The sequence below is a fragment of the Dactylosporangium sp. NPDC051541 genome (assembly GCF_044454505.1).
Classification (GTDB): domain Bacteria; phylum Actinomycetota; class Actinomycetes; order Mycobacteriales; family Micromonosporaceae; genus Dactylosporangium.
Genome location: NZ_JBITDU010000023.1, coordinates 78709 through 101216, shown reverse-complemented (window position 1 = coordinate 101216; position 22508 = coordinate 78709). Strand labels below are relative to the sequence as shown.

General features: G+C 72.2%; 23 protein-coding genes and 1 pseudogene. 12 read left to right on the top strand and 12 right to left on the bottom strand.

Features of this window, described 5'->3' with window-relative positions; translation table 11 throughout:
* Positions 1–21 precede the first annotated feature (21 nt).
* The 3 genes from ACIA8L_RS51230 to ACIA8L_RS51220 all read right to left on the bottom strand — a co-directional run bounded on the left by ACIA8L_RS51230 (position 22) and on the right by ACIA8L_RS51220 (position 2938).
* Positions 22–684 carry a response regulator gene (locus ACIA8L_RS51230; RefSeq protein WP_395916784.1) on the bottom strand — a complete coding sequence of 221 codons (663 nt, stop codon included), beginning with the start codon at positions 682–684 and terminating at the stop codon, positions 22–24.
* 85 nt (positions 685–769) lie between these two features.
* Entirely contained in the window at positions 770–1945 is a 1176-nt protein-coding gene (locus ACIA8L_RS51225) for a sensor histidine kinase (RefSeq protein ID WP_395916783.1), read from the bottom strand.
* A gap of 192 nt (positions 1946–2137) precedes the next feature.
* Complete coding sequence (locus tag ACIA8L_RS51220; protein ID WP_395916868.1) at positions 2138–2938, bottom strand: lysostaphin resistance A-like protein; 801 nt, start codon at positions 2936–2938, stop codon at positions 2138–2140.
* A gap of 291 nt (positions 2939–3229) precedes the next feature.
* On the opposite strand from ACIA8L_RS51220, the gene ACIA8L_RS51215 reads away from it, so the two are divergent.
* On the top strand, positions 3230–4357 hold the full coding sequence (locus ACIA8L_RS51215; RefSeq protein WP_395916781.1) for a SigB/SigF/SigG family RNA polymerase sigma factor: 1128 nt from the start codon (positions 3230–3232) through the stop codon (positions 4355–4357).
* A gap of 38 nt (positions 4358–4395) precedes the next feature.
* On the top strand, positions 4396–5862 hold the full coding sequence (cysS, locus tag ACIA8L_RS51210; RefSeq protein WP_395916779.1) for a cysteine--tRNA ligase: 1467 nt from the start codon (positions 4396–4398) through the stop codon (positions 5860–5862).
* Here cysS and ACIA8L_RS51205 read toward each other — a convergent pair.
* The 3 genes from ACIA8L_RS51205 to ACIA8L_RS51195 are packed head-to-tail and all read right to left on the bottom strand — an operon-like array spanning position 5859 to position 8733.
* Positions 5859–6662, bottom strand: a complete 804-nt coding sequence (locus tag ACIA8L_RS51205; RefSeq protein WP_395916777.1) for a DUF1295 domain-containing protein — start codon at positions 6660–6662, stop codon at positions 5859–5861. The genes cysS and ACIA8L_RS51205 overlap by 4 nt on opposite strands.
* Complete coding sequence (locus ACIA8L_RS51200; protein WP_395916866.1) at positions 6659–7531, bottom strand: SDR family NAD(P)-dependent oxidoreductase; 873 nt, start codon at positions 7529–7531, stop codon at positions 6659–6661. The genes ACIA8L_RS51205 and ACIA8L_RS51200 overlap by 4 nt, the downstream gene beginning before the upstream one ends.
* Positions 7532–7533: 2 nt before the next feature.
* Complete coding sequence (locus ACIA8L_RS51195) at positions 7534–8733, bottom strand: acetyl-CoA C-acyltransferase (RefSeq protein WP_395916775.1); 1200 nt, start codon at positions 8731–8733, stop codon at positions 7534–7536.
* A gap of 100 nt (positions 8734–8833) precedes the next feature.
* Here ACIA8L_RS51195 and ACIA8L_RS51190 point away from each other — a divergent pair, with 100 nt between their 5' ends.
* The 5 genes from ACIA8L_RS51190 to ACIA8L_RS51170 all read left to right on the top strand — a co-directional run bounded on the left by ACIA8L_RS51190 (position 8834) and on the right by ACIA8L_RS51170 (position 14197).
* Positions 8834–10063, top strand: a complete 1230-nt coding sequence (locus ACIA8L_RS51190) for an acetyl-CoA acetyltransferase (protein ID WP_395916774.1) — start codon at positions 8834–8836, stop codon at positions 10061–10063.
* Between the two features lie 11 nt (positions 10064–10074).
* Positions 10075–11598 carry a carotenoid oxygenase family protein gene (locus ACIA8L_RS51185; RefSeq protein ID WP_395916772.1) on the top strand — a complete coding sequence of 508 codons (1524 nt, stop codon included), beginning with the start codon at positions 10075–10077 and terminating at the stop codon, positions 11596–11598.
* Positions 11595–12557, top strand: coding sequence for a winged helix-turn-helix transcriptional regulator (locus tag ACIA8L_RS51180; RefSeq protein WP_395916770.1), 963 nt, complete (start codon positions 11595–11597; stop codon positions 12555–12557). The genes ACIA8L_RS51185 and ACIA8L_RS51180 overlap by 4 nt, the downstream gene beginning before the upstream one ends.
* A complete protein-coding gene (locus ACIA8L_RS51175; protein ID WP_395916769.1) occupies positions 12554–13249 on the top strand; it encodes a hypothetical protein in 696 nt (231 codons plus the stop codon). Before ACIA8L_RS51180 ends, ACIA8L_RS51175 begins: the two co-directional genes overlap by 4 nt.
* A 171-nt stretch (positions 13250–13420) precedes the next feature.
* Complete coding sequence (locus ACIA8L_RS51170) at positions 13421–14197, top strand: phosphotransferase (protein WP_395916767.1); 777 nt, start codon at positions 13421–13423, stop codon at positions 14195–14197.
* A 3-nt stretch (positions 14198–14200) separates the two neighbouring features.
* On the opposite strand, the gene ACIA8L_RS51165 is transcribed toward ACIA8L_RS51170, so the two are convergent.
* From ACIA8L_RS51165 to ACIA8L_RS51140, 6 genes and pseudogenes are all read right to left on the bottom strand, one after another.
* Positions 14201–14560: a hypothetical protein gene (locus ACIA8L_RS51165; RefSeq protein WP_395916765.1), complete on the bottom strand. Its 360-nt coding sequence runs from the start codon at positions 14558–14560 to the stop codon at positions 14201–14203.
* 43 nt (positions 14561–14603) lie between these two features.
* Positions 14604–14786, bottom strand: a pseudogene (locus ACIA8L_RS51160) (AMP-binding protein); the annotation flags it as partial.
* Positions 14783–15790: a hypothetical protein gene (locus ACIA8L_RS51155; RefSeq protein ID WP_395916763.1), complete on the bottom strand. Its 1008-nt coding sequence runs from the start codon at positions 15788–15790 to the stop codon at positions 14783–14785. The pseudogene ACIA8L_RS51160 and the gene ACIA8L_RS51155, both read right to left, overlap by 4 nt.
* The gene (locus ACIA8L_RS51150) at positions 15790–16524 is read right to left on the bottom strand and encodes an SDR family oxidoreductase (protein ID WP_395916761.1); all 735 of its coding nucleotides are present in this window, start codon (positions 16522–16524) and stop codon (positions 15790–15792) included. The genes ACIA8L_RS51155 and ACIA8L_RS51150 overlap by 1 nt, the downstream gene beginning before the upstream one ends.
* Positions 16521–17021, bottom strand: a complete 501-nt coding sequence (locus ACIA8L_RS51145) for a nuclear transport factor 2 family protein (RefSeq protein ID WP_395916760.1) — start codon at positions 17019–17021, stop codon at positions 16521–16523. Before ACIA8L_RS51145 ends, ACIA8L_RS51150 begins: the two co-directional genes overlap by 4 nt.
* Positions 17022–18539: an AMP-binding protein gene (locus ACIA8L_RS51140; RefSeq protein ID WP_395916759.1), complete on the bottom strand. Its 1518-nt coding sequence runs from the start codon at positions 18537–18539 to the stop codon at positions 17022–17024.
* 241 nt (positions 18540–18780) lie between these two features.
* On the opposite strand from ACIA8L_RS51140, the gene ACIA8L_RS51135 reads away from it, so the two are divergent.
* The 5 genes from ACIA8L_RS51135 to ACIA8L_RS51115 are packed head-to-tail and all read left to right on the top strand — an operon-like array spanning position 18781 to position 22442.
* On the top strand, positions 18781–19014 hold the full coding sequence (locus tag ACIA8L_RS51135) for a hypothetical protein (protein ID WP_395916757.1): 234 nt from the start codon (positions 18781–18783) through the stop codon (positions 19012–19014).
* A gap of 3 nt (positions 19015–19017) precedes the next feature.
* Positions 19018–19140, top strand: coding sequence for a hypothetical protein (locus tag ACIA8L_RS51130; protein ID WP_395916755.1), 123 nt, complete (start codon positions 19018–19020; stop codon positions 19138–19140).
* Positions 19141–19153: 13 nt separating this feature from the next.
* On the top strand, positions 19154–20827 hold the full coding sequence (locus ACIA8L_RS51125) for a class I adenylate-forming enzyme family protein (protein WP_395916753.1): 1674 nt from the start codon (positions 19154–19156) through the stop codon (positions 20825–20827).
* Positions 20824–21762 (top strand): LLM class F420-dependent oxidoreductase, encoded by a 939-nt coding sequence (locus ACIA8L_RS51120; RefSeq protein ID WP_395916752.1) that lies wholly within the window; start codon positions 20824–20826, stop codon positions 21760–21762. Before ACIA8L_RS51125 ends, ACIA8L_RS51120 begins: the two co-directional genes overlap by 4 nt.
* Positions 21759–22442: a class I adenylate-forming enzyme family protein gene (locus ACIA8L_RS51115; RefSeq protein WP_395916750.1), complete on the top strand. Its 684-nt coding sequence runs from the start codon at positions 21759–21761 to the stop codon at positions 22440–22442. Before ACIA8L_RS51120 ends, ACIA8L_RS51115 begins: the two co-directional genes overlap by 4 nt.
* The last annotated feature ends 66 nt before the right edge of the window (positions 22443–22508 follow it).

The following is a 22508-nucleotide window of genomic DNA, read 5'->3' as shown; positions in this document are numbered from 1 at the left end:
GCCGTCGGCGCGACGACCTGGCTACTCGGGGTCGGCCAGGCCGTTCCGGTACGCGTACACGACCGCCTGCACCCGGTCGCGCAGGTCGAGCTTCGTCAGGATCCGCGACACGTACGTCTTCACGGTCTCCCCGCTGATGACCAGCGTGGCCGCGATCTCGGCGTTGGACAGCCCGGTCGCGATGAGCCGCAGCACCTCCAGCTCCCGCGGCGCCAGAACCTGCCCCGCGACCGCCCCCGGCTCGGCCGGCCGGACGCGCGTCCCGAACCGCCCGATGAGCTGCCGGGTCACCGCCGGTGCGAGCAGGGCCTCGCCGGCCGCGACGGTCCGCACGCCGGCGATGAGCTGCTGCGGGGTGGCGTCCTTGAGCAGGAAGCCGCTGGCGCCGGCGCGCAGGGCTTGGAAGACGTACTCGTCCAGGTTGAACGTCGTCACGACGAGGGTCTTGACCGGCTCGGCGACGCCCGGGCCGGCCAGCTGCCGGGTCGCCTCGATCCCGTCCAGCACCGGCATCCGGATGTCCATCACAACGACGTCGGGCCGCAGCCGCCGGGCCAGGTCGACGGCCGCCCGCCCGTCGCTGGCCTCACCGACGACCTCGAGGTCCTCCTGGGCGTCGAGGATGGTGACGAACCCGGTGCGGACCAAGGCCTGATCGTCACAGACGAGGACGCGGATGCTCATGCCGACACCTCCGCAAGCTCCGGCGCCGGCCTGAGCCGAACCTGTGCCGGCCGGGTCGCGGCCACTCCGCTTCGCTGCGTACCGCTCATGTGGTGTCTCCGGCGGGGATGCGGGCGGTCACCATGAAGCCGCCGGTGGACGTCGGGCCGGCGGTCAGCTCGCCGCCGAGGATCTCGACCCGGTCGCGCAGCCCCTCGAGGCCACGCCCGGAGCCGCCGACCGGTCGGGCCGGCGCCGGTCCGGGGTCGTTGCTGACGCTGATGTGCACGCTGTCGCCGCGGTGCGCGAGGTGGACGCGGGTCGGCCGGCCGGGCGCGTACTTCAGCGCGTTGGTCAGCGCCTCCTGCACGACCCGGTAGGCGGTGAGCTCGCGCCCGGATCCCAGCCCGCCGGCCCGCCCGTCCTCGACGAGCTCGACCGGCTGCCCGGCGGTGCGGGTCTGCGCGACGAGATCGGGGAGCGCGGCCAGGGTCGGCAGGTCACCGCGGGGCGCGACCCGGTCCGGGTCCAGCACGCCCAGCAGGTCGCGCAGCTCGCTGAGGGCCCGCCGCCCGGTACCGCTGATCGCCTCCAGGTTCGCCGTCACCTTCTCCGGCGCCTTGGCCAGGAACTGCGCGGCATCGGCCTGCACCACCATCGCCGTCACGTGATGGGTGATGACGTCGTGCAGCTCCTGCGCGATCCGGGTCCGCTCGCCGGCCCGGGCCGCGGCCGCCGCCGCCCGCCGCCGCTCATCCTCCGCGATCCGCCACCGCCGCACCTGCGCCCCGGCCGCCCACCCGACCGCGACCAGGAGGAAGAACAGCGCATAACCCTGGAACGGCGTCGGCGAGCCGGCCGCGTGCAACGCGAAGGCCAGCCCGACGTACGCGCCGGCCGCCAGGACCGTCATCCAGCCCCGGAACCGGTCCTGGTGCGTCGCCGCGCTGTACAGCGCGACCAGGAGTCCGGCCCCGGCGAACGTCGGATACCCCCGCAGCTCCTGCACCGCGAACCCGGCCGCGGTCACCGCGAGCACGGCGGCCGGCCACCGCCGCCGCCCGGCGAGCGGCAGGGTCTGCGCGAGCACGGCGAGCACGGCCAGACCGTCGACCGGCCGGTGCGGCAGCTCCCCGAGCCGCGTGCCGTTCCCGTCGAACGGCGGCACGAACGCGATGAGCGCCAGCAGCACCCCGAGAGCCCCGTCCCGCACCAGCACACTCCGCGCCCGCCACCACCCGAGCGCGGCCGCTCCCCGCCGACCAAGCGGCACACGCAACACGCCCGCAGCGTAGCGACCGTCCCGAATCGATGCCGCCGGGGTCATCGCCAACCACCTCTCTCTGTGCGCATTGCGGGTGCCGATATGTCGCGCGCTGCGCGCCCCGCTTCGCTCGACACATCGCGTTTATCGCCTGCCGGGGTATAAGTCCGACATGTCGCGGCGCGGAGCGCCCGACATGTCGTGGCCACGTCAACGGCGAGCGCGGTGGACGAAGCGGCCGTTGCGGGCGGCGTGGCGGAGGAACAGGGCCGTGGCCACGGCGCCGGCCAGGATGGCGATGACGCTGCCCTCGGGGCCGAAGGTGCCGCCGCTGATCAGGTCGGAGCCGGTCGCGGCGCCGCGCAGGAGGCCGTGGGTGCCGGTCGTGCCCGAGACCACGGTGCCGAAGAGGCCCGACTCGGCGAAGTTCCAGCCCAGGTGCAGGCCGATCGGGACCCACAGGGAGCGGGTGGCGGTGTAGGCGGCGCCCAGCATCAGGCCGGCCTCGGCGGCGATGGCCAGGGCGCCCCACAGGGTGGCGCCGGGGTTGAACAGGTGCAGGGCGCCGAACAGCACGCCGGAGACGGCCAGCGCGACCCACGTGCCCAGCCACTCCTCGACCAGGCGGAACAGGGCGCCGCGGAAGAGGAGCTCCTCGGCCACGGCGGCGCCGATCATGGTGCCGAAGGTGGCCAGCATCGCCCAGAAGGAGCCCCAGCCCTCGATCGTGTACCCGCCGAACAGCGCGATGACCCCGATCGTCAGCATGAACAGGGCGATCCCGGCGGCGGTGAAGCGCAGGAGCTGCGGCCGCAGGTTCGCCGCGGCGATCTCGGTGACCGGTCGCTGTTCGAGTTTGCCGACGATCCAGCGGTACACCCACAGCCCACCGGCCGCCGTGAGCGCCCCGAAGATCAGTGCGGTCGCGAAGTTGCCCGCGGCCACGGCGTTGACGGCGGCCGAAGCCACGAGCACGATCCCGAACACCACCAGCATGACGAGCAGGCGCAGCCCGATCCGGCGGGCTGTCGGCGCCGTCTGAGTCTCGGTCATCGTGAACCCCTTCACCAGGTGCGCGGCTCCCTGCCGCGCCGATGCCGATGACGCTATGGCCCACCACCCGGCCGAAACGTCCCCGCGCGGTGGGCATCGGCTTGTAGCTCGCGCGGGGGACAACTGTCGATCGATTCCGCGGGATTCACTCCGGAGAGGGATCGAATCTTCGCTCTTCGTATAAGAGAGCCGGTTAAACGTCGCAGGATGGACTAGTTGCCATTGAAGACACAGCACAGGATGGGAAACGTGGAGCTGTCTGTGCGGCAGTCGCTCGATGGGGAGCGGTGTCTGCTGGAGCTGTCGGGCGTCGTGGACTACGCGTCCGCGCCCTACCTGCGCCAACTCGTATTCCGGGAACTCGACGCCGGGGCGCGCGAGGTGGTGCTGGAGGTCGCGCGGCTGCGGCTGCTCGACGCGGCCGCGATCCGGGTCATGCTGTATCTGCGCCGCCGGGCCGAGCAGCACGGAGCGTGCGTGCGGATCGCCGGCACGGGCGGTGCGGTCCTCGCCGCGCTGGAGATCGTCGGGGCGGCCAAGCGGCTGTCCGCGTACGACGAGTTCCGCTGGCCGCCGGAGCGGCTCCAGCGTGAGGTGGTCGAGCTGGCGGGGCTGCCGGCGATGCCGGGGCAGTTCCCGGCCGAGGTCACCGAGCTGGTCCGGCGGTTCCGGGAGCTGGCCGAGGGTGACCCGGCGCGCAAGCGGGCCCGCAACGACGTGATCGAGGTGTGCCTGCCCGCGGCCCGCCGCCTGGCCCGCCGCTACGGCCCGCCGGAGGCCCGCGGCGACCTGATGCAGGTGGCGGCGCTCGGGCTGGTCAAGGCGGTCGACCACTTCGACCCCGAGCACGGCGTCGACTTCGGGGCCTACGCGACACCGACGATCCTGGGGGAGCTGAAGCGGTACTTCCGCGACCGCACCTCCGGCGTGCGCGTCCCCCGCCGCCTGCAGGACCTGCGGCTGCGCCTCAACCGGGCCCGCGAGGAGCTCACCCAGACCCTGCGCCGCCCGCCGTCCGTCGCCGAGCTGGCCGCGCACCTCGGCGTGCCGCCGCGGGACGTGCTCGAGGTCTACGGTGCCGGGGCCGTGTTCCGGCCGCTGTCCCTGGAGGAGCCGGCGATGTCCGGCGAGCCGCAGGTCACGGTGGGTGAGACCGTCGGGGCCTACGCGCCCGAATACGAGCTGGTCGAGCACCACGAGGCCCTGCGCCGGCTGATCGCCCGGCTGCCGGTGCGGGAGCAGCGGATCCTGGCCCTGCGCTTCTACGGCAACCAGACCCAGGCCGAGATCGCCCAGGTCGTGGGGCTCTCGCAGATGCACGTGTCGCGGCTGCTGGCGCACGCACTGGACTTCCTGCGGCGGCATCTCAACGCCTGACGCTTCGGGGGTACCGCCGGTTGGTACCGTTTTGCTCCATGGCCGATGGTGCACCGATCTCGCTGTACAACTCGCTCACCCGCAAGGCGGAGCCGCTGCGCCCGCTCGTCCCCGGCGAGGTCGGCCTCTACACCTGCGGCCCGACGGTGTACTCCTACGCCCACCTCGGCAACATGCGCCCCTACGTCTTCAGCGACACCCTCCGCCGGGTCCTCGAGTGGAAGGGCCTGCGCGTCCGCCAGGTCGTCAACATCACCGACGTCGGCCACACGGTCGGCGAGACCGACCTGGGCGACGACAAGGTCGAGGCGGCCGCGCGCCGGGAGCTCAAGTCGGTCCGCGAGGTCACCGACCACTACACCGAGGCCTATCTGCGCGACATCGGCCGGCTCAACGTCCGCACGCCGTCCGACCTGCCCCGGGCCTCGGCCTACGTGCCGCAGATGATCGAGTTCGCGAAGGTGCTGGACGAGCGCGGCTACACCTACCAGCTCGACAGCGGCCTCTACTTCGACACGTCCCGCTCGCCCGGCTACGGCACCCTGGCCCAGATCTCGATGGAGGGCCAGCGCGAGGGCGCCCGCCTGGAGACCGTCCCCGGCAAGCGCAACAAGGCCGACTTCGCCGTCTGGCGCACCGAGGCCCCGGGCCAGCGCCGGGTCATGCGCTGGGACTCGCCGTGGGGGACCGGCGTCCCCGGCTGGCACCTGGAGTGCTCGGTGATGAGCATCGACCTGCTGGGCCGGCACTTCGACATCCACACCGGCGGCGTCGACCATCGCGAGATCCACCACGTGAACGAGATCGCGCAGAGCGAGGCCTACCTCGGCGACGCGGCCACCCCGTGGGTCTCCCTGTGGCTGCACAACGAGTTCGTCCTGCTACGGGCCCGCAAGGTGGCCAAGTCCGAGGGCGGCGCGCCGCTGCTGGAGGACCTCGTCGAGGACGGCGTGCACCCGCTCGCCTACCGCTACTTCCTGCTCACCGCCCACTACCGCAGCCAGCTGGAGCTCACCGACGCCGCCGTCCGCGGTGCCGTCGCCGCCCTGCGCCGCCTGGCCGGCCGGGCCGAGTCCCTGCGCCCGCTGCCCGACCTGCCGACCCTGGCCGCAGCCGCGGCGGCGATGACCACGGACGCCGGCCGGGCCGCCCTGCACCGCCTCGACGAGGCCGTCGCCGAGGACCTGAACACCCCGCGGGCCTTGGCCGACCTCAACACCACGCTCCGCGACGCCGACCTCCCGGACGCCGACCGGGCCGCGCTGCTGGCCGCGGCCGAGGTCGTCTTCGGTCTCAGCCTCGGCACGCTGACCGGGCCGGAGCTGACCGGTCAGACGGACGCGGCCTCGGCCGATGCGACGGTGCAGTCGCTCCTGTCCCAGCGTGAGGACGCCAGGCAGCGCCGCGACTGGGCCGAGTCCGACCGCATCCGCGCCGAGATCGCCGAGGCCGGCTGGCGCGTGGTCGACACCCCCGAGGGCCCCGTCCTGGAGCCGGTCTCCTAAACGGTCCGGGCTTTCGGCGGCCGGGGGAGGAATCCGCTCGTGCGGGCCAGGTAGTCGGCGTACTCGGGCCCGCGCGACCGGCTCATCCGCCGCTCCAGCAACGCCTTCCCGCTCTTGGCGACCAACATGTAAGTCATCAGCGCAGGTGCGAAGACGGTGACCAGGCCGAGCCAGTGCGAGCAGGCGAGCAGGAACAGCCCGGTCCACACGACGGAGTCGCCGAAGTAGTTCGGGTGCCGGGTCCAGGCCCACAGCCCGCGGTCCATGAGCCGGCCCGCGTTCGCCGGGTCGCGCTTGAACCGGGCCAGCTGGGCGTCGCCGATCGCCTCGAACGCGAACCCGACCGCCCAGACGACCACGCCGGCCCACAGCACGGCGGGGATCGGCTTCGCGACGTACATAGCGACCTGGACCGGCAGCGAGACGACCCACATGATGGCGCCCTGCGGGAAGTAGATGGTCCGGACGACGTACGGCACCAGTTTGCCCTGGTTGCGCTTCAGCAGTGCGGCGTAGCGCGGGTCCTCGCCCTTGCCCCGGTTACGCGCGTAGATGTACCCGCCGAGCCGCAGACCCCAGATCGCGGTGAGCGCCAGGGCCACCACCCGCTGCCGGGTGTCGCCATACGCGGCCGAGAGGAAGAACGACACGATCGCGATGACCACGAACCCGAGGCCCCAGATGGTGTCGACGATGCTCTGCTCCTGCTTGCGAAGCGCATAAGCCATCGTCAGCGCCATGACCACGACAACCGCCACGAGGGTCAGCCCCAGATTGAGCGCCAAAGCAGCAACGCTCACGGCAATGTCTCCTCGGCGAAGTCGGCGAAGGCGTCCTGGGCGGTGCGGTATTCGTGCGGCTTCCCGGCCCGGCTGGTGTCCAGCAGCGCGGCCAGCCCGGCGGCGTCGACCGTCTCCGGCACCCTGACCGTGCCCCATTCCACGGAGCTGGTCGCGCGCAGCGAACCGTTCGCGGCCACGATCACCTCGCCGTTGAGGGTGCCGTCCGGGTCGACCAGCGCGGCCACGACCGGGGCGACGGACTCGGACGTCATGGAGTCGCGGAACCGGTCGGCCATGCCGGCGTCGGTCATCTGCGTCGTCGCATAGGGCAGGAGCACATTGGTGTACACCCCGCGCGGTGCACCTTCGCAGGCGATCGTGCGGCCCAGGGCGATCACCGCCCCCTTGCTGGCGGCGTAGGCGGACACGGTCGGCTCCCCGTGCAGTCCGGCGGTGCTGGCCACGAGGACGATCCGCCCACCGCCCGCGGCCCGCATGTGCTTGGCGGCGGCGGCGACCACCCCGACGGTGCCGAGGACGTTGACGGCCTGGACGGCGGCGAACGCGTCCACGGAGGTCTTGTGGAACATGGCGGGCCCGCTGATCGCGGCGCTGGTGACACAGAAGTCGAGCCGACCGAACGCCGAGAGCGCGAGGGCGACCAGGTCCTCGCCGGCGTGGGGGTCGGCCACGTCGCTGTAGTCGGCCACGGCGCGCCCGCCCGCGGCCTCGATCTCGGCCACCACCCGACCGGCCGAGTCGACCTCGCGGTTGCGGTTGTTGACCACGATCGCCGCGCCGAGCGAGGCCAGGTGCAGCGCGAAGGCCCGCCCGAGCCCCTTCCCGCCGCCGGTGACGACACCGACCCGGTGCGAGAGATCCGGCATGCTCACGCGTCCACCCGCTCGACCAGCACCGCGACGCCGAGACCCGCGGCGCCGCTGACCGCGGCCACGCCGTAGCGGCCGCCGCGCTGGCGCAGCTCCTCGACGCACTGGCCCAGCAGGATGGCGCCGGTCGCGCCGAACGCGTGGCCCATGGCGATCGTGCCGCCGTTCGGGTTCATCCGGTCCGGGCCGGCGTCCAGGTCGCGGCGGAACTTCAGGCACAGCGCCGAGAACGCCTCCGCGAACTCGAACACGTCGATGTCGGCGGGGGTGAGGCCGGCCTTGGCGATGACCTTCTCCACCGCCTGCTGGCCCGCGGTGAGCATGATGACCGGGTCGGTGCCGCAGGTGGCGGCCGCGACGACCCGCGCTCGCGGGGCCAGGTGCGCGGCGGCCGCGGCGTCGCGGGTGCCCAGGAGCACGAGGGCGGCGGCGTCGGCGATGGCGGGGGAGGTGCCGACGGTGTGCCGGTGGTCGATGGTGCCGGCCTCGGGGTGAGCGGCCAGGGCGATCGCGTCCTGACCGGCGGCACCGAGCTCGGCGAACGCGGGCGGGAGGGCGGCGAGGGCCTCGAGGGTCGTGCCCGGGCGGACCAGCTCGTCGCGGTCGAAGCCGTCTATCGGTACCACCGCGGCCTTGAAGAAGCCCGACCCCCACGCGGCCGCCGCTTTGCTCTGGGTCTCGACGCCGTAGGCGTCCAGCTGCTCACGCCGCCAGCCGTCCAGGGTCGCGTTGAGGTCCGCGGCGATGCCCATGTGGATCGAGCCGACCCGGCGGATCGTGTCGGGGTCGCTCCAGAGCGGGCCCTCGTCGGAGAACATCGGCACCCGGGAGACGCTCTCCACGCCGCCGGCCACGGCCAGGTCGAGGTCGGACGCCTTGACCCGGGCCGCGGTCTGTGCGACGGCGTCGATGCCGGAGGCGCAGAACCGGTTCAGGCTGACCCCGGGCACGTGCTCGCCCCAGCCGGCGAGGAGCGCGGCGGTGCGGGGGAGGTTCGCGCCCTGCTCACCGTTCTGCGAGGCGAGGCCGAGGGTCACGTCCTCGATCCGGGCCGGGTCGAGGCCGGTGCGCTCGATCAGGGCGCGCTGGAGGCGCACGACGAGTTCGGTCGGGCTCAGGTGGTGCAGCGAGCCCCTCGCGGAGCCCTTGGCACGGGCCGTGCGCAGGTACTCCAGGACGTACACGTCACGTGTTGTCACTCTGTCAGATGTAGTCTGAAGCGACGGAATTGGCAAGAGCACCCCTAGGTCAGGACGCTTACACGTTGACGAGCGACTCTGCTTGTTGTAGTAAAAAAGCATGGCAACGTCGAGTACTTGGGTCGTCGGTGGGTTTCAGACGGACTTCGCCCGCAACTGGGCGCGGGCCGGCCACGGATTCGCGGAGCTCTTCGCGGAGGTGACGACCGGGACGCTCGACGCCTCGGGCATCGACCCGGCCGCCATCCAGGTGATCCACGTCGGCAACGCCTTCGGTCAGCTCTTCACCGGCCAGGGGCAGCTCGGCGGCATGCCCGCCACCGTCGACGAGCGCCTCTGGGGCATCCCCGCCACCCGCCACGAGGCCGCCTGCGCCTCCGGCGGCACCGCCATCCTCGCGGCCATGGCCGACCTCGAGTCCGGCCGCTACGACGTCGCCCTCGTCCTCGGCGCCGAGCTGGAGCGGACCGTCCCCGGTGACCAGGCCGCCGGCCACCTCGGCGCGGCCGCCTGGATCGGGCACGAGGGGCAGCAGGCGAAGTTCATGTGGCCGTACATGTTCAGCGCGCTCGCCGACGAGTACGACAAGCGGTACGGCATCGACGAGCACCACCTGCGCGCGATCGGCCGCCTCAACTTCGACAACGCCCGCGTCAACCCCAACGCCCAGACCCGCGCCTGGACGTTCACCGACGCGAGTTTCACCGCCGACGACACGGCCAACCCGCCGGTCGAGGGCCGGCTCCGGCGCAACGACTGCAGCCAGGTCACCGACGGCGCGGCCGGGGTCGTGCTGGTCTCCGACCGCTACCTCGCCGCCCACCCGGACCTGGCCCGCCGCCCGCTCGGGCGCATCCTCGGCTGGGGCCACGCCACCGTCGGGCTGTCCCTCGAGCAGAAGCTGCGCCGCAGCGCCGACGACCCGTACGTCCTGCCGCACGTGCGCAAGGCCGTCCTCGACGCGTTCGGCCGGGCCGGGATCGGCGGCGTGGACGACGTCGACGGGATCGAGACGCACGACTGTTTCACGATGTCGCAGTACGCGGCGATCGACCACTTCGGCATCACCGCCCCCGGCGAGAGCTGGAAGGCGGTCGAGTCCGGCGAGCTCGCGATCGGCGGTCGGATCCCGATGAACCCCAGCGGCGGCCTCATCGGCGGCGGGCACCCCGTCGGCGCGACCGGCGTGCGGATGCTCGTCGACGCCTACCGCCAGGTCACCGGCCAGGCCGGCCCCTACCAGGTCCCGGGCGCGCGGACCTTCGCCACCCTCAACATCGGCGGCAGCACCACCACGACGGTCAGCCTCGTGGTCGGCGCGGCCCAGTAGAAGGACGACTCATGGATGTCGAGCTGGTCGGCCACGCCCTGTCCACGCTGCCGGAGGACGACGACCACCCGTACCGCACCGGCCCCTGGCAGCCGCAGACGAGCGAGTGGCGCGCCGACGACCTCACCGTCACCGGGTCGATCCCGGCCGACCTGGACGGCGTCTACCTGCGCAACACCGAGAACCCGGTGCACCCGGCGATCGCGGGCAAATACCACCCGTTCGACGGCGACGGCATGATCCACGTGGTCGGGTTCCGGGACGGCAAGGCGTTCTACCGCAACCGGTTCGTGCGCACCGACGGCTTCCTGGCCGAGCAGGAGACCAAGGAGCCGCTGTGGGCGGGCCTGGCCGAGCCCCCGAGCAAGAGCGTCCGCCCCGGCTGGGGTGCCCGCGGCGGACTCAAGGACAGTTCCAGCACCGACATCGTCGTGCACGCCGGGGTCGCCCTTTCAAGCTTTTATCAATGCGGCGACTTGTACCGCCTGGACCCGCTCACCCTCGAGACGCTCGGCAAGTCGAGCTGGGGCGGGCGGTTCCCGTCGCAGTGGGGCGTCTCGGCCCATCCGAAGAGCGACGAGCACACCGGCGAGCTGCTGTTCTTCAACTACGGCAAGGAGGCGCCGTACCTGCACTACGGTGTCGTCGACGACCGGAACCACCTCGTGCACTACATCGACGTGCCGCTGCCCGGGCCGCGCCTGCCGCACGACATGGCCTACACCGAGCACTACGCGATCCTCAACGACTGCCCGCTGTTCTGGGAGCCCGCGCTCCTGGAAAACGGCATCCACGCGGCTCGGTTCCATCCGGAGCTGCCGCTGCGGATCGGCGTCGTGCCCCGGCGCGGTACCAGCGAGCAGGTCCGGTGGTTCGAAGCCGACCCGACGTACGTCCTGCACTGGGTCAACGCCTACGAGGAGGGCGACGAGATCGTCCTCGACGGCTTCTTCCAGGACGACCCGGAGCCCCAGGACCGCGGCGACGGCTCCTACTACCAGCGCATGTTCCGCTTCCTGGCCCTCGACCGGATGCAGTCGCACCTGCACCGCTGGCGGCTCAACCTGGTCACCGGCCAGGTCCGCGAGGAGCGGCTGCGCGACACGGTCACCGAGTTCGGCATGATCAATGGCCGGCACGGCGGGCGCCGCAACCGCTACGCCTACGCCGCCACCGGGGTCGAGGGCTGGTTCCTGTTCGACGGCGTCGTCAAGCACGACCTGGAGACCGGCCACGACGAGCGGTACGCGTTCGGCGAGGGCGTCTTCGGCAGCGAGACCGCGATGGCGCCGCGGGTGGGATCCACCGCCGAGGACGACGGCTACCTGATTACGATCGTCACCGACATGAACCGCAACCTCTCCGAGTGCCTGGTCTTCGACGCGCAGCGGGTCGCCGACGGCCCGGTCGCCCGGGTCGCGCTGCCCGAGCGGGTGTCCAGCGGCACCCACGCCACCTGGGCCGCCGGCGCCGCCATCCCGGGCTGGGCGACCGCCGACACGATGGCCGCCGGCCTGCGAATGGGCCCGGTGTGACCGCGGACCTGGGAGACACACCGACACAGCTGGAGGCGGGTGCGCAGAACGCGGTCGCGCACGCGCTCGGGATCATCGGCGACGAGTGGACGCTGCTGATTCTGCGCTACGCGACGGCGCTGGGGGTGCGCCGCTACAGCGACTACCTCGAACGGCTGCCCATCTCCAACTCGGTGCTCACCAACCGCCTGTCCCGCCTGGCCGAGCTCGGCCTCATGGAGAAGGTCGCCTACCAGCAGCGCCCGCAGCGCTTCGAATACCGCCTCACCAAGCGCGGCCGCGACACCTGGCCCATCCTCCTGGCCATCTGGGCGTGGGAGGCGACGTGGGTGCCCCAGCACGAGGAGCAGCTGCCGCTGATGCGCCACAGCCGCTGCGGCCGGCCGTTCCAGCCGCTGCTGCTGTGCGCCGCCTGCGGCAAGCCGGTCGAGCCCCGCGACGTCACCGGTGGCTTCGGCCCGAGCGGCACCTGGGAGCGCAGCGTCCCCGCGGCCACCACCCGCCGCCGCTCCTTCACCGGCGGCGGCGCCAGCCCCGGCCTGTTCCCGCAGACGATGGCCCTGATCGGCAACCGCTGGTCGTCGGCGCTGCTCGGGGCCGCGTTCCTGGGCGCGCACCGGTTCAAGGACTTCGAGCAGCGCCTGGGCGCGCCGCCGACGATGGTCGCCGATCGACTGCGCACCTTCTGCGACCTGGGCGTGCTCGACCCGGCGCCGGGGACGGAACGGGCCGACTGGCTCAGCTACCACCTGACCGCGAAGGGCCGCGCGTTCTTCCCGGTCGTCATGTGCACGCTCGACTGGGGCCACCGCTGGTTCAAGGCCCCGGAAGGGCGGGCGCTGGTGTACCGCCACACGGAGTGCCGCCGCATCTTCACCCCGCGCCTGGCGTGCGACCAGTGCCGGGAGCCCCTCCGCGGCGGCAGCGACGTCGCCATCGAACGCAAGGAACCATCATGAGCGACTGGGCCCTGCTGCGGCAGGTCGTGCTGGCCACGGCCGACATCGCGGCCGACGACCACTTCCTGCGCGAGCACTACGGCCTCGGCACCGGCTTCGCCGACCCCGAGCTGGCCGCGATCGGCATGGCCGACGACACCCTGGCCCTGGCCGGCGGCTCCTACCTGGAGCTGGTCGCCCCGCTGTGGCCCGACGTGTCGATCGCGCGCTGGCTGGCCAAGCGCGGCCCCGGCGGCTACGCCCTGTCGGTCCAGCACAGCGACCCCCTCGCGGCCCGCGACCGGGCTTTGGCCCTCGGCGTCCGGGTCGTCGCCGACCAGCTCGTCATGGGCCACCCGATCGTGCAGCTGCACCCGGCCGACGTGGGCCTGCGGCTGGAGCTGGACGGGATCGCCGACCGCGACGCCTGGTTCTGGGACGGCCTCGGCGTGGACCCGTCGCCGCACGCGCTCATCGACGACGTGGTCGCGGTCGAGGTGCCGGTCCCCGACCCCGAGGCGACCGTGAAACAGTGGGCGCAGATCCTCGGCTACGACGCCGCGGCCGCCGACACCATCGACCTCGGCGGACGCACGGTCCGGTTCCGGCCGGCCGACGAGCACTCCCGCTGGACGATCACCCTGCTGCGCTCGGCCCTCGGCACCGCCCTGCGCGAGGAGACCCTGCTCGGCGTGCGCTGCCGGTACCGCTAAGATTGGCTTACTGTGATCGGGCTATCGCGCTTCGTGGCGTAAGATCGTCCGATTTGGATGGGCCGGGTAGCATGAGGTTTGGAACAGCGCGCGGCCGCCGGAGTCACGCGCGGGCGGAGTGTCAGTTGTAATTCGTTCGCCGTCGACGTGTTGCCGGGGTAGAACGACGGGGTGACTGAGCATCGGCTGCCCGGCGGGCGCACGTTCGGAGCTGTCCGCGTCGGCGACGAGGTCCGCCGCCCCGCCCAACCGTCCACGGCATCGGTGCACGCGGTGCTGCGCCACCTCGAGGCGGCCGGCTTCGCCGGCGCACCCCGGGCCCGCGGCTTCGACGAGCAGGGCCGCGAACGCGTGACGTACCTCGAGGGCCGCACCCTCGGCGAGGAGGGCCCGACGTGGCCCGACTTCCTGCGCTCCGACGGCGCACTCGAGCAGGTCGGCGCCTGGCTGCGCCGGCTGCACGACACCACCGCGACCTTCGAGCCGCCCGCCGACGCCGTCTGGTTCACCGGCCAGCAGTGGGCACCGGGCCTGGTGATCGCCCACCTCGACGCGGCACCGTGGAACGCGGTCTGGGACGGCGACACCCTGGTCGGCTTCGCCGACTGGGAGCTGGCCAGCCCGTCCCCGCGCGAGGGCGACCTGGCGTTCTCGGCCCTGACCTGGACACCACTGCTGACCGCCGGCATCACCGAGCCCGCCGGCTTCAAGGACCCCGACGACCGCCGCCGCCGCTTCCACCTGTTCCTGGACGCCTACGGCTACACCGGCGACCGGCTCGCGATCCGGGACGCGATCCTCGGCCGCGTCGAGCGCAACGTCGGCGTGATCCGGCACCTGTCGTCGCAGGGCATCCCGACGTTCCAGCAGATGCTGCCCTGGGCCGCCGACCTCGAACAGTCCGGCACCGAGGTCGCCGCGCGGCCCGACGACTTCTGGCGGCAGTAGGGGTCAGGCGGTGTAGGCCGCGCGCAGGGTGTGTTTGAGGAGCTTGCCGGAGGCGTTGCGGGGCAGGGCTTCGACGACGTGGACCGCGATCGGGCACTTGAAGTGGGCCAGGCGGTCGCGGCACCACGGGATGAGGTCGTCGACGTCGCCGGAGGCCACGACGACGACGATCGGGGACTCGCCCCAGCGGTCGGACGGCACGCCGACCACGGCGACCTCGAGCACGTTCGGGTGGGCGGTCAGCACGCTCTCGACCTCGGCCGGGTACACGTTCTCGCCCCCGGACACGATCATGTCCTTGATGCGGTCGTGCAGGTACAGGTATCCGTCCTCGTCGAACGATCCGCCGTCGCCGGTGCGCACCCAGCCGTCCACGACGGTCGCGGCCGTTGCCGCCGGTCCGCACGCCGGCCGCCAGCAGCGCCTGCGCGACGCGGTTGGAGCGCTCGTCCAGCTCACCGAACGTCGTGGTCCGGCCCGGCTCGATGACCGCGGTGGCGTCCGGTGTGGCGGCGGCCCGGCGGCGGATGATGTCGGCGACGGTGGAGACCCGGTGGCCGTCGGGGTGGCGGGCGAAGAAGTCCCTCATGACCAGGCGCCGAAGACGGTCGGTCGCAGGATGCCGGGCGGGGCGGCGACCACGAGCGGGATGGCGTTGAGGACCGGGCCGGCCGTCACGTACTGCGCGGCCGTCGTGCGCACCCCGGGCTCGTCCGGCTCGACCAGGTTGAGTGTCATCACCACGCCCGGCCGGCCGTGCATCCGGATCGTCCAGTGGTCGCGGCCGGCGTACCGGGGCAGCTTCGGGTCCATCGTCCAGATGATCGACAGGGTGATGAACCGCTCCCCGCCGAGGATCCCGTGCCACCGCCACTCCGTCGCCACGACCGTGCCCGCGGGGATGACACCGGCGGCGACGCTCAGGTCGGCCGCCGCGAACTCGAGGTGGTGGTCGGGCTCGATCCGGTCGTACGTCACCCCGAGCGCGTCGGCCATGAAGTGCAGCGTCTCGGAGTAGAGCTCGTCGAACGTGGCCGAGACGTCGACCGACGACGAGCCCATGCCCATCACGTTGAACACGAAGTCCGGGTCGGGCATGGCGCTGGCGTCGAGGACCTCGTCGATCTCGATGCGGTCGAGCCGCACCGCCACCCCGGACAGGGCCACGGTCAGCCGCTCGCCGATGACGCCGGGGCTGACCCCGACGCCGAACAGCGTGCTGCCGCCGTCCCGGCCGGCCCGCTCGAACTTCGCGCGCCGGTCCGGGGCCGGGTAGTGGTGGCCGACGGTGGTGATGACGTTCTTGCCCGAGCGCAGGAGGCGGCAGATGTCGTCGTCGTGCGCGCCGTAATCCGGGCGCAGGCGGGGTGCGTGGATGACGACGTCGGCGTCGAGGGCCAGGATCGCCTCGACGTCCCGGGTGGCGACCACGCCGGTCGGGTCGCGCCGCGCGATGTCGCCGGCGTCGCGGCCGGCCTTGCGGTCGCCGTAGACGTACAGGCCGACGAGGTCCAGGTCCGGTGCGTCGAGGACCGCGCGCAGCGTCGTCTTGCCGATGGCGCCGGTGGCCCACTGGATGACGCGGGTACCCACTAATCCCGTCCTGTCCGCAGCGTCGTCTTGTGGACCAGGCGGCCCAGGCTGCGCTCGTAGCGGACCGGGTCGCGGGCCAGCCGGGCCCGGGCGTCGACGGCCATCCAGTCGGTGTCGAACGTCCACTCGCCCTTCGCGGCCGCCTTCAGGCCGGTCCTGGCGATGTCCCGCGGGTCCTCCTTGCGGCCGTCGACGTGGTCGGACATGCGGGTCTCGACCGAGCCGACGATGAGCGCGGTCACCTTGGTGCCCTGCGGCTCCAGCTCGGCCCGGGTGATGCCGGAGAGGAAGAGGGTGGCCGCCTTCGCCGGGGAGTAGCCGCCCATGAACGCCGTCGGCACGATCCCGGCCACCGACAGGACGTTGATGATCTGGCCGCCGCCGTTGGCCCCGAGCACGGGCGCGAACGCCCGCGTCATGTTCAGGGTGCCGAAGTAGTTGACCTCCATCTCGGCCCGGCCGGTGTCCGGGTCGTCGGTCTGGACGAGGCGGCGGTTGAGGAAGATCCCGGCGTTGTTGACGAGCAGGTTCACGTCGGTGCAGTGGGCCGCAGCCGCGGCGACCTGGGCCGGGTCGGTGATGTCCAGCTCCACCGGGATGGCGCCCGGGGTCTGCACGGCGGCGGGGTCGCGGCTGCCGGCGTAGACCTTGGCGCCCTGTTCGCGCAGCTCTTCGACAAAGGCCTGGCCGATGCCGCGGTTCCCGCCCGTCACCAGGGCAACGACGACGCTCATGCCTGGTACACCGGGTCGTTGGGGTGCTTCGCGCCTCGTTGCAGTACCCCCGGATCCGCAACGAGCAGGCCGAAGATCCAGCCTTCCGTGCGGTCCATGTCGTGATTCCACTCCCAGAGCAGCCGCCGGTGCCGGATGCCCCAGCGGCCGTCCGCGCGCTCGAACACGTCGAGCATCCGGGCCGCGGTGAGCGTGTCACCCTGCCGCACCCGGGCGAACGCGGTCACGTAGCACTCGACGTCGGCCCGGTCGCCGTCGAGCTCGATGAGCACGTTCGACAGCAGGTGCGTGGTGATCGACCTGGGGTGGGTGAGGGTGCGGGCGATGCTGTCGACGTACGCGCCGGCCGGCCCGCTGTACACCCCGCCGTGCTCCTCGATCGCGCCCGGCAGGTAGCAGGCCCGCAGCGCCTCGAGGTCGCCCCGGTCGACGGCCCGCATGTAGCGGGTGAGCACCTCCGTGATTTCCTGCTTGTCCAGCAGTGCCTGCAGCGACACTCAGCCGACCCTTCGCTCGTGACCTTCCCAGAGCGGCTCGCGCAGCACGCGCCGCAGAACCTTCCCGGACGCGTTGCGCGGCAGCGCGTCGACGAACCGGACCGCGACCGGGCACTTGTAGTGGGCCAGCCGGTCGCGGACCCACACGATCAGCTCGGCCTCGGTCAGCTCGCTGCCGGGCTCGCGGACGACGACGGCGACCGGTGACTCGCCCCACCGCTCGGACGGGGCGGAGACCACCGCGACCTCGGCGACCTCGTTGTGGGCCTGCAGCGCGCGCTCGACCTCGGCCGGGTACACGTTCTCGCCCCCGGACACGATCATGTCCTTGGCCCGGTCGACGAGGTAGAGGTACCCCTCCGCGTCGAGCCGCCCGACGTCGCCGGTCCGCATCCAGCCGTCCGGCAGCAGCGTGTGCGCCGTCTCCTCGGGCCGCTGCCAGTAGCCGGCCATCACCTGCGCGGAGCGGATCAGGACCTCGCCGACCGGTGCGTCCTCGAGGGTCACCGGATCGACGGTCCGCAGCTCGCTGCTCGGGTCCGGCCGGCCGCACGACAGCAGCAGGCCCGGCTCGTCGCGGGCCCGGTCGTGGTCCTCCGGGCTCAGGAACGTGGCCCCGCCCGAGATCTCGGTCAGCCCGTAGGACTGCTCCATCGCCGCGCCGAGCCGCTTGGTCGCCTCGACGAGCACCGGGGCCGAGATGGGCGCGGAGCCGTACAGGATGAGCCGCAGACTGCTGAGGTCGGCGGTGTCGAGCCCGGGGCTGCGCAGCACCACGTCGATGAGCGCGGGGACGAGCACGGCGATCCGGACCCGTTCCTCGGCGATCATCGGCAGCAGGGCGGTGGGGGCGGCGTCGCGGACCTGGGCGATGACGGCGCCCTGGCGGATGCTGTGCACGGCCCAGGCGAAGCCGAGGACGTGGAAGTAGGGCGAGACGTTCAGCGAGGCGTCGCCCGGGTCGAGCTGCCAGCGGCGGCGGGCCACGTCCAGCATCGAGTGCAGGTTGCGGTTGCGGATCATGACGCCCTTGGGCAGGCCCGTTGTCCCGGAGGAGTACAGCAACACGGCGAGCTCGTCCGGGTCGGTGACGACACCGGGGTCGGCCTCGGGCTGCGCGTCGAGCCACGCTTCGTAGTCGCCGTCGAGTCGCAGCGCGGTCCCGCCGAACGAGTCCGCGACGAGCGCGGCCTGGGCCGGTTCGGCGAACAGGACGACCGCGCCCGAGTCGGACAGGACCGTGGCCAGCTCGGGCCCGGCCAGGCGAAAATTGATCGGCACGGGCACCGCGCCCACCTTGGACGCCCCGGCCACGATGTCGAGGACGTCGGTGCGGTTCAGCCCGGCGTAGGCGACCCGGTCACCGCGCTGGACGCCGAGCGCGAGCAGGCCCGCGGCGACCCGGCTGGAGCGCCGGTCGAGCTCGGCGAAGGTCGCGGCCCGGCCCTGTCCGGAGACCGCGGGGGCGTCGGGGCGCTGCTTGGCGGCCTCGCGCACGACCTCGGCGATGGAGAACATCGTTGACCTCCAAACAACCCGTACGGGTGCTCACAAGCTACAACTACAAGAGTGACTTGCACAGGGGGATGGTGGCGAAATATTTCTGGCCTGTTTCACCGATGGCTGCCGCTGTCGTCCGCAGGCATCGTGAGCAGCTAGTCCTTCTGGCCGTCGGCCAAGACCATTGACGGGTTACTCCGACTGTTGTAGTAACACCAGTAGCACTGTCAATTGAAGTAAGGCCCCTCGAAGTGGAGGCGTGGCCCGTGTCAGATGCGGCTCGCTCACCGTCCTGGAGAACACCGTCAAGGCCCAGAACAACGCCGCCCCGACCAACTCCTACACCGTGAACGGCTGGGTCATCGGCGACCTGATGATCGACGTGTTCAAGAAGGCCGCGGCCTCGCCCTCGAAGCTCAGCCACGCGGGCATCATGGAGGCGGCCCGGGTGCAGGAGTACCAGCCGCCGATGTTCATCGACGGCATCAAGTGAAAGATGGCGCCGGCGGCCCCGCTCGGTATCCTCGCCTTCCGCCCGTTCCAGTGGGACGCGACGGCGGTGGCGTTCAAACCCTTCGGCGGCGTCATCGACATCTCCAGCAAGTACATCACCAAGTAAGGGGGCTTCGGGCATGCCGGGACGGAAACTGCATCCGCCGGAGCGCGTGGAGGAGTACACCGCGCGCGGCTGGTGGTCAGAAGACACCATGGACGCACTGTTCCGGGCGCAGGTCGCCCGGCAGCCCGACCGGCTCGCGGTCGTCGACCCGGCCAACAAGGCCGCGCTCGTCGGCTCCGGGCCGCGCCGCCTCACCTGGGCCGAACTGGATCTGGAGACCGACCGCCTGGCCGCCGTCCTGCTGGGCCTGGGCGCGGAGCCGGGCGACGTGTTCGCCGTGCAGCTGCCCAACACCGTCGAGCTGGTGGTCGCCTACCTGGCGGCCTGGCGGCTCGGTCTCATCGTCACGCCGTTCCCGGTCCAGTTCCGCGAGCACGAGATCGTGGAACTGGCCGGGCTGGCCGACCCTCGATTTTTCCTGACCACGCAACGGATCGGCGACCGCAGCCACGCGGAGGAGGTCGCCGGCTACGGCCTTCCCGCGGTAGCACTGGCACACGGTTCTGACCTTCCCGAGGGCGTGCTGCCGGCCGACGCGCTCATGGCCGAGGCCGATGTGTCCACGGTGGGCGTCCATGAGGCCGATCCGAACGACTGCGTCACCATCTGCTGGACGTCCGGCACCGAGAGCACCCCGAAGGGCGTCCCCCGCTGCCACTACGACTGGCTGGCCATCTGCTGGGCCACCGTCGAAGCGCCCCGCCTCACCGAGGACGACGTGTTGCTCAACCCGTTCCCGATGGTGAACATGGCCGGCATCAACGGCATGTTCCTGCCGTGGCTGCGGGTCGGCTGCGTCCTGGTCCAGCACCACCCGTTCGACCTGCCGACGTTCCTGGGGCAGATCACCGCCGAGAAGGCCACCTACACGGTCGCCCCGCCGGCCCTGCTGACGCTGCTCCTGCAGCGCGAAGAACTCCTCGCGAAGGCCGACATCAGCAGTCTCAAACAGATCGGATCGGGTTCGGTACCGCTCCAGCCGCCGATGGTCCGCGGCTGGCAGGACAAGCACGGCATCGGCATCATCAACTTCTTCGGCTCCAACGAGGGCATCTCCCTGCTCACCGACCCCCACGACGTCCCCGACCCCGAGCAGCGGGCCCGGTTCTTCCCCCGCTACGGCGTGCCCGGCTACACGTGGAGCTCCCGGGTCACCGAGTGGACCAGCGTCCGCCTGGTCGACCCGGCCACCGGCGACGAGGTCACCGCGCCCGGCGTCCCCGGCGAGCTGCGGCTCAAGGGCCCCACGGTGTTCGCCGGCTACCTGCACGGCGACCGCCTGGCCAGCCCGTTCGACGAGCAGGGCTACCTGCGCACCGGCGACGTGTTCGTGATCGCGGGGGCGGACGGGCAGTTCCTCGAGTACGTCGACCGGGCCAAGGACCTCGTCATCCGCGGCGGCATGAACATCGCCCCGGCCGAGCTGGAGGGCCTGATCGCGGCCCACCCGGCGGTCGCCGACGTCGCCGTCGTCGGCTACCCCGACGACGTCCTCGGCGAGCGGGTCTGCGCCGTCGTGGTGCTCCGCGAGGGCGCCGAGCTCGACCTGCCCGGCCTGGTCCGGTTCCTGCAGGAGCAGCGCATCGCCTCCTACAAACTGCCCGAACGACTCGAAGTACGCCCGGCCCTGCCCCGCAACCCCGTCGGCAAGATTCTCAAGCGCCAGCTGCGCGAGGAGGTCGCGTGAGCGTCGAGATCTCCCTCGGCCTGTGGCAGGACCGGCCACCGGCCGAGGCCCTCGGCACCGCCCGCCGCGCCGGCGAGCTCGGCTTCCCGGCCCTGTGGATCGGGGAGATGGCCACCTACGACGCCTTCGCCCTGGCCGCGGCCGTCGGCCCTTCGCTGCCCCCGGCGACCCGCCTGGTCCTCGGCCCGTTCGCGGTGACGGTCCGCGACCCGATGATGATCGCGATGGGCGCCGCCTCGGTCGCGGCCCTCACGGGGCTGGCCGTTTCGGTCGCACTCGGCACCTCGAGCCCGGTCGTTGTCGAGCAGTGGCACGGCCGTTCGCGCGCCGGTTCGGCCCAGGCCCTCCAGACGGCGGCCCAGTCGGTACGGGCGCTGCTGGCGGGGGAGCGCGTCAACGGGTACCGCCTGCGCCTGCCGGCGGTCGAGCCCGAGATCGTCGTCGCCGCGTTCGGCCCGCGCGCGGTCACCACGGCGGCCCGCCACGCCGACCGCATGGTCCTCAACCTGCTCGACCCACCGACGGCGGGGGAGCTGATCAACCGGTTGAGCGCACAGTCCGACGGCCGCCGGCCACGCGTGGCGGTCTGGGCGCCGGCGGCTATCGGCACCGATCTCGAGGCGGCCTACGCGCAGCTGCGCCGAGGAGTCGTCGGATATCTCGCCGCGCCCGGCTACTGCGACATGTTCCAGCGGGCCGGGTTCGGTGATGTCGTGGAGTTCGCCCGTACCGGCCCGCATCCACGAGACCTGCTGGCCGCGATCCCGGATGCGCTGATCGACGCGATCGGCGTGGTCGGCTCCCCGGAAACCGCGATGCGGCGGCTGCACGCGTATCGCGAGCACGGTGTCGACGACGTCGTCCTGGTTCCGGCCGCGACCGACGCCGATCCGCTCGGTGCGACCACGATGGCCTATGCGAAGGAACTCCTGTGACTGCCGGCATGCTGCTGCTCAGCGTCGCGCGGCGGATCCCGGGGCCGGCCGCCCTCGTGGCGTACGGAACCAGCGCCTCGGCGCCCGTCGTCATGGAGCCGGTCTTCGACGCCGACCCGATCGAGCCCCGATACGTGCCGCCGGCCGCGCCCGCCATCATCGGCTTCGTCGGCGCCGACGGGGCCGTGCACCCGCCCGGCGAGACCGGCGAGCTCCTCGTCTCGTCGGAGACACTGTTCGCCGGCTACTTCCGGCGCCCCGAGGCCACGGCCGACGTGCTGCGCGACGGCTGGCTGCACACCGGCGACATCGGGCGCGTCGACAAGGCCGGGTACGTCTACATCACCGACCGGCTCGAGGACATGATCGTGACCGGGGGCATGAACGTGTACCCCGCCGAAGTCGAACAGGCCCTGTCCCGCATGCCGGGCGTCGCCGAGGTCGCGGTGTTCGGCGCGCCCGACGAGCGCTGGGGCCAGACCGTCGTCGGCGCGATCGTGCGTGCCCCCGGCTACACCTTCGACGCGGCGGTCGTGCGCGAGTACAGCCGCCGGCACCTCGCCTCCCACAAGAAACCCACCGCCGTGCTGTTCCTCGACGCCCTGCCCCGCAACGCCGCGTTGAAAGTGCCGAAACCACGACTGCGGGAGTTGTACGGCACGAACGCCGCACGAACCTAGGACCAACTCCGGCCCGAGGCCCCCCGCGGCGAGGCGGAACCCGGAGCCGTCCGCCGGAGTCCAAGC

Excerpts from the sequence above, each read along its gene's own strand:
- ACIA8L_RS51125 (WP_395916753.1), top strand. The coding sequence starts at position 19,154 with ATGCCGGGACGGAAACTGCATCCGCCGGAGCGCGTGGAGGAGTACACC.
- ACIA8L_RS51190 (WP_395916774.1), top strand. The coding sequence starts at position 8,834 with ATGGCAACGTCGAGTACTTGGGTCGTCGGTGGGTTTCAGACGGACTTC.
- cysS (WP_395916779.1), top strand. The coding sequence starts at position 4,396 with ATGGCCGATGGTGCACCGATCTCGCTGTACAACTCGCTCACCCGCAAG.
- ACIA8L_RS51140 (WP_395916759.1), bottom strand. The coding sequence starts at position 18,539 with ATGTTCTCCATCGCCGAGGTCGTGCGCGAGGCCGCCAAGCAGCGCCCC.
- ACIA8L_RS51175 (WP_395916769.1), top strand. The coding sequence starts at position 12,554 with ATGAGCGACTGGGCCCTGCTGCGGCAGGTCGTGCTGGCCACGGCCGAC.
- ACIA8L_RS51185 (WP_395916772.1), top strand. The coding sequence starts at position 10,075 with ATGGATGTCGAGCTGGTCGGCCACGCCCTGTCCACGCTGCCGGAGGAC.
- ACIA8L_RS51200 (WP_395916866.1), bottom strand. The coding sequence starts at position 7,531 with ATGCCGGATCTCTCGCACCGGGTCGGTGTCGTCACCGGCGGCGGGAAG.
- ACIA8L_RS51130 (WP_395916755.1), top strand. The coding sequence starts at position 19,018 with ATGGCGCCGGCGGCCCCGCTCGGTATCCTCGCCTTCCGCCCGTTCCAG.
- ACIA8L_RS51230 (WP_395916784.1), bottom strand. The coding sequence starts at position 684 with ATGAGCATCCGCGTCCTCGTCTGTGACGATCAGGCCTTGGTCCGCACC.
- ACIA8L_RS51150 (WP_395916761.1), bottom strand. The coding sequence starts at position 16,524 with ATGAGCGTCGTCGTTGCCCTGGTGACGGGCGGGAACCGCGGCATCGGC.